Source organism: Streptomyces sp. NPDC058221 (genome assembly GCF_042882365.1).
Lineage (GTDB): Bacteria > Actinomycetota > Actinomycetes > Streptomycetales > Streptomycetaceae > Streptomyces.
Map to the genome: position 1 here is coordinate 1 of NZ_JBHVWF010000286.1, position 3,742 is coordinate 3,742.

The window sequence follows — 3,742 nt, forward strand, 5'->3', positions numbered from 1 at the left end:
GTGCTGCGACATCCCGCTCATCTGTGTCGTGCAGACCCATCCCGAGAGTCAGGTGAGGTGGTCCCGGCTCGTACTCAACCTGTCGCCGACGCCGGGCACGACGATCGCGGACATGTCGCCGGTGCTGGTCGAGGGGGAGGTCCCGCAGGAGATCGAGACCACGCTGGGCGCGAACCTCAGCTTCAGTGTGTCCGGAACGCCACTGGGGTTCGAGGCCGGTCCGCAGGTCGTGCGCCGCCGCACTGTGTACTGCCCGCGGATCACGTCGTCGGGGATCGGCCTCACGACGGCGTACTGGGACTTCCGGGCATCCGGCCAGGAGTTTCTGCATGTCAACGAGGAGTTGCGGCTGCTCGTCCGGGCTCCCGCCGGCCGGCCGGTGGACGCCCGGGTGACGCTGCGGGCACGAGTGCTGCCGCGCGGGGTCGGCCGCATCGTCCGGATGTCGGGCAAACTCGGCAGGCTCGACGGGCTGTGCCGGCTCGGGTGACCCGGTACTGCGCAGGTGCGGTGACCGAGCAGGACGCGGCCGCCCGCGGGTCCCGCCGGGCAGCCGCCCGGCGGGACCCGTGGTGTCAGGCCGGGGGTGCGCTGTCGCTGGTGGACACGTGCACGTGGTCGACGACGAGTTCCTTGGGGAAGGTGGTGTTGCCGTCGGGGTCGCCGGGCCAGTAGCCGCCGACAGCCAGGTTGAGGATGAGGAAGAAGGGCTTGTTGAAGGCCCAGGGGTTGCCGCCGGTGTCGGCGGGGGTGCGGGTCTGGTAGACGTTGCCGTCGACGGACCAGGTGACGGAGTCGGGTGCCCAGTCGATGGCGAAGGTGTGGAAGTCGTCGGAGAAGGCCTTGCCGTCCGGGAGGGTGTATCCGGCGCCGATGCCGGCGGATCCGGAGTAGCCCGGGCCGTGCAGGGTGCCGTGGACGGTGCCGGGTTCGAAGCCGACGTTCTCCATGACGTCGATCTCACCGGAGTTGGGCCAGCCGACCTGTCCGATGTCGTCGCCGAGCATCCAGAAGGCGGGCCACATGCCCTGGCCGCTCGGGACCTTCATCCGGGCCTCGACATGACCGTAGGTCTGGGTGAACTTGCCCGAGGTGTTCAGCCGTGCCGAGGTGTACTCGCAGGTGCCGTACCAGCACTGGTAGTTGTTCGGGTTCTCCTTGCGTGCGGTGATGACGAGATGGCCCTGGCCGTCGAGCGCGGCGTTGCTGTTGCCCGCCGTGTAGTACTGCCGCTCGTGGTTGTCGACGTTGTCACCGGTCTCGATCTGCCACTTGCTGCCGTCCACGGCGGAGCCCGCGGCACCGTCGAAGTCGTCGGTGAAGGACGCCGCGGCGGTGGACGACTGGGCGGCGCCCGATCCCTGCGTGGGGCCGGGCATCGCGGGGGCGCCGGAGGCGAGGCTGGACGAGGCCGTGACAAGGGCGAGCACCGAAAGCGCGGACACCAGGAGGCGCCTGGTCAGGTGGGGGGAACTCATGGGGTTTCCTTTCCGTACAGGACGGAGGAAAAGTGACTCACCATGCATATGACAAGTGGGGGCATGGCGGCCACGTGGGGGAGTGGAGGCCTTAGTTCACTAGGTGATTTAAGAAGTGAACCAAGGGCATGTCAAGGCTCTGGTACGGACCACAGTTCTTGCACGCATGGTGCACGTGCGGCATCCACTGCCCCTACGGCCGGTCGTCAGTGCTCCGGCCCCGGTACGAGCGGCCGGCCGCAGCGCAGGTTCCACCGCCCCGACCTGCCGCTGATCTCCGTGACCGTCAGCGGCGCCACGTCCAGCCGCCAGAACGTCTCCGGCGGGAGGGCCAGCGCGTGCACGATCGCGGCCCGGATCACCGCGGGCTCGGTCACTCCCAGCACCCGCCCGGCGGCACCGCCCTGCAAGGAGTCGAGCCACTGGCCCGCGCGGCCGCACAACTCCAGCAGCGACTCGCCCCCGTGCGGGGCGGCGGACGGATCCCTCATCCAGGCCGCCACCCACTCCGGCTCGTCCGCACTCACGTCGGTGAGCCGGGCACCGGACCAGCGCCCCATCTCCCAGTCCCGCAGGGCATGTTCGACCCGGCCGGCCCGGAGTCCGAGTGCGTCCGCAGTGGCCGCGCAGCGGTGTGACGGCCCGCGCAGGAACCGGTCCGCGGCCGGCACCGTGCCCGCGGCGGCCCGGGCCTGCCGCAGCCCGGCGTCGTCGAGCGGCGCGTCACCGGCGAACCGGGCCTCCCGCAGCGCGGCGTTCATCGCCGGTGAGATCAACATCACCCGTACCGTCATAACCGCTCTCAACTCCCTGAACTGTGACCACTTGGCCAAGCACACCACGCCATCCGAGGCCACCGGTGCCCCCGATGGCGCCATGGCGGCACCCGCGCCCAGGCGGTATGGTCTCGACGACATGACGAGGGTGTGACGGAAGTCCGGTGAGAATCCGGCACGGTCGCGCCACTGTGAACCCGTACCTGTGCGGGAAGTCAGACCCAGCACCTTCGTCTCAGGCACCACGATCGGGACGCGTGTTCCCTCAGGAGGTTCTGCCATGGCACAGACTGCTGCCCCCACCACCGGCGCACCCGCCATCACTCCCATCTCGCTCAAGGCCATTGCCCCTTGGGCGGTCTTCTTCGGCATCGTCATGCTGATCCTGCTGTACTTCGTCGGCGCGGAGCAGGGCGCCACCTCCGTCATCTCGGGTACGGGCGTGCACGAGTGGGTTCACGACGGCCGTCACCTGCTCGGTTTCCCCTGCCACTGACCCATCGGGCTGATCCAGGGGAATCCCTCATGAACTCCATATCTGTCAGAGCTCTGTTGGTCCGCGGCATGCTGGCCGGCCTCGTCGCGGGCGCGCTCGCGCTGGTCGTCGCCTACTGCCTCGGCGAGTCCCGGGTGGACGCGGCCATTGCACTCGAAGAGGCGCACAGCCACGACCACGGCGGCGGCGAGGAACTCGTCAGCCGCACCATGCAGTCCACCGCGGGCCTCGCCACCGGCGTACTCGTCTTCGGGGTGGCCATCGGTGGCATCGCCGCGCTCGTCTTCTGTTACGCGCTCGGCCGGACGGGCCGGTTCGGCCCGCGGGCCACGGCCGCGTTGATCGCGGGAGCGGCCCTGCTGACCGTGTACATCGTGCCGTTCCTCAAGTACCCGGCGAACCCGCCGGCTGTCGGTAACCCCGACACCATCGGCAAACGCACCACGCTGTTCTTCCTGATGGTCGCCCTCAGTGTGCTGCTGGCCGTCGCCGCCGTCATCATCGGCAAGCGGCTGGCTCCCCGCCTGGGTGCCTGGAACGCGACGATCGCCGCGGCGGCCGGCTACGTACTGCTGATCGGCCTGGCCTATGCCTTCCTGCCCTCGTCCAACGAGGTCGGAAAGGACTTCCCGGCCACCCTGCTGTGGCAGTTCCGGCTGGCCACGCTCGCGGTCCAGATCACGCTCTGGACCGCCTTCGGGCTGGTTTTCGGCTACCTCACGGAAAGGCTGCTGGTGCCGAAGGAGGAAGCAGTCCCGGCAGGGAGTCGAACGGCGAACCGAACGGTCACGACCGCAGGCTGACCGGTACGGGCTGACTGGCGTGGGCGCGTGCGGCGGTTGCACTTCGTGCTCGCCGCACCCGCGCATTCGATACCGCCGTCGGGCAGGACCGGGACAGACGGCAGAACCCGCAGGAGTTTCCCCGCGGGTTCTGCCGTCTGTCCCCGTCCTAGGGCGCGGCCCCGACCAAATCCGGCCCGGCAGACCAGT

5 protein-coding genes and 1 riboswitch are annotated in these 3,742 nt (G+C 69.4%); of the genes, 3 read left to right on the forward strand and 2 right to left on the reverse strand.

Going from position 1 to position 3,742, the window contains the following annotated elements; translation table 11 throughout:
* Window positions 1–490 (forward strand): hypothetical protein (locus ACFVW8_RS38685; RefSeq protein ID WP_389698673.1); only part of this gene is annotated, 490 nt, incomplete at its 5' end.
* 85 nt (window positions 491–575) lie between these two features.
* Here the strand turns inward: ACFVW8_RS38685 and ACFVW8_RS38690 are convergent.
* The gene (locus tag ACFVW8_RS38690; protein ID WP_389698675.1) at window positions 576–1,478 is read right to left on the reverse strand and encodes a family 16 glycosylhydrolase; all 903 of its coding nucleotides are present in this window, start codon (window positions 1,476–1,478) and stop codon (window positions 576–578) included.
* 206 nt (window positions 1,479–1,684) lie between these two features.
* Entirely contained in the window at window positions 1,685–2,272 is a 588-nt protein-coding gene (locus tag ACFVW8_RS38695; RefSeq protein ID WP_389698677.1) for a histidine phosphatase family protein, read from the reverse strand.
* Window positions 2,273–2,383: 111 nt separating this feature from the next.
* Window positions 2,384–2,532: riboswitch (adenosylcobalamin (AdoCbl) riboswitch) on the forward strand.
* Window positions 2,533–2,534: 2 nt separating this feature from the next.
* Here ACFVW8_RS38695 and ACFVW8_RS38700 point away from each other — a divergent pair.
* The gene (locus ACFVW8_RS38700) at window positions 2,535–2,750 is read left to right on the forward strand and encodes a CbtB-domain containing protein (RefSeq protein WP_389698679.1); all 216 of its coding nucleotides are present in this window, start codon (window positions 2,535–2,537) and stop codon (window positions 2,748–2,750) included.
* A gap of 29 nt (window positions 2,751–2,779) precedes the next feature.
* Window positions 2,780–3,553 carry a CbtA family protein gene (locus ACFVW8_RS38705; RefSeq protein WP_389698681.1) on the forward strand — a complete coding sequence of 258 codons (774 nt, stop codon included), beginning with the start codon at window positions 2,780–2,782 and terminating at the stop codon, window positions 3,551–3,553.
* Window positions 3,554–3,742: the final 189 nt, after the last annotated feature.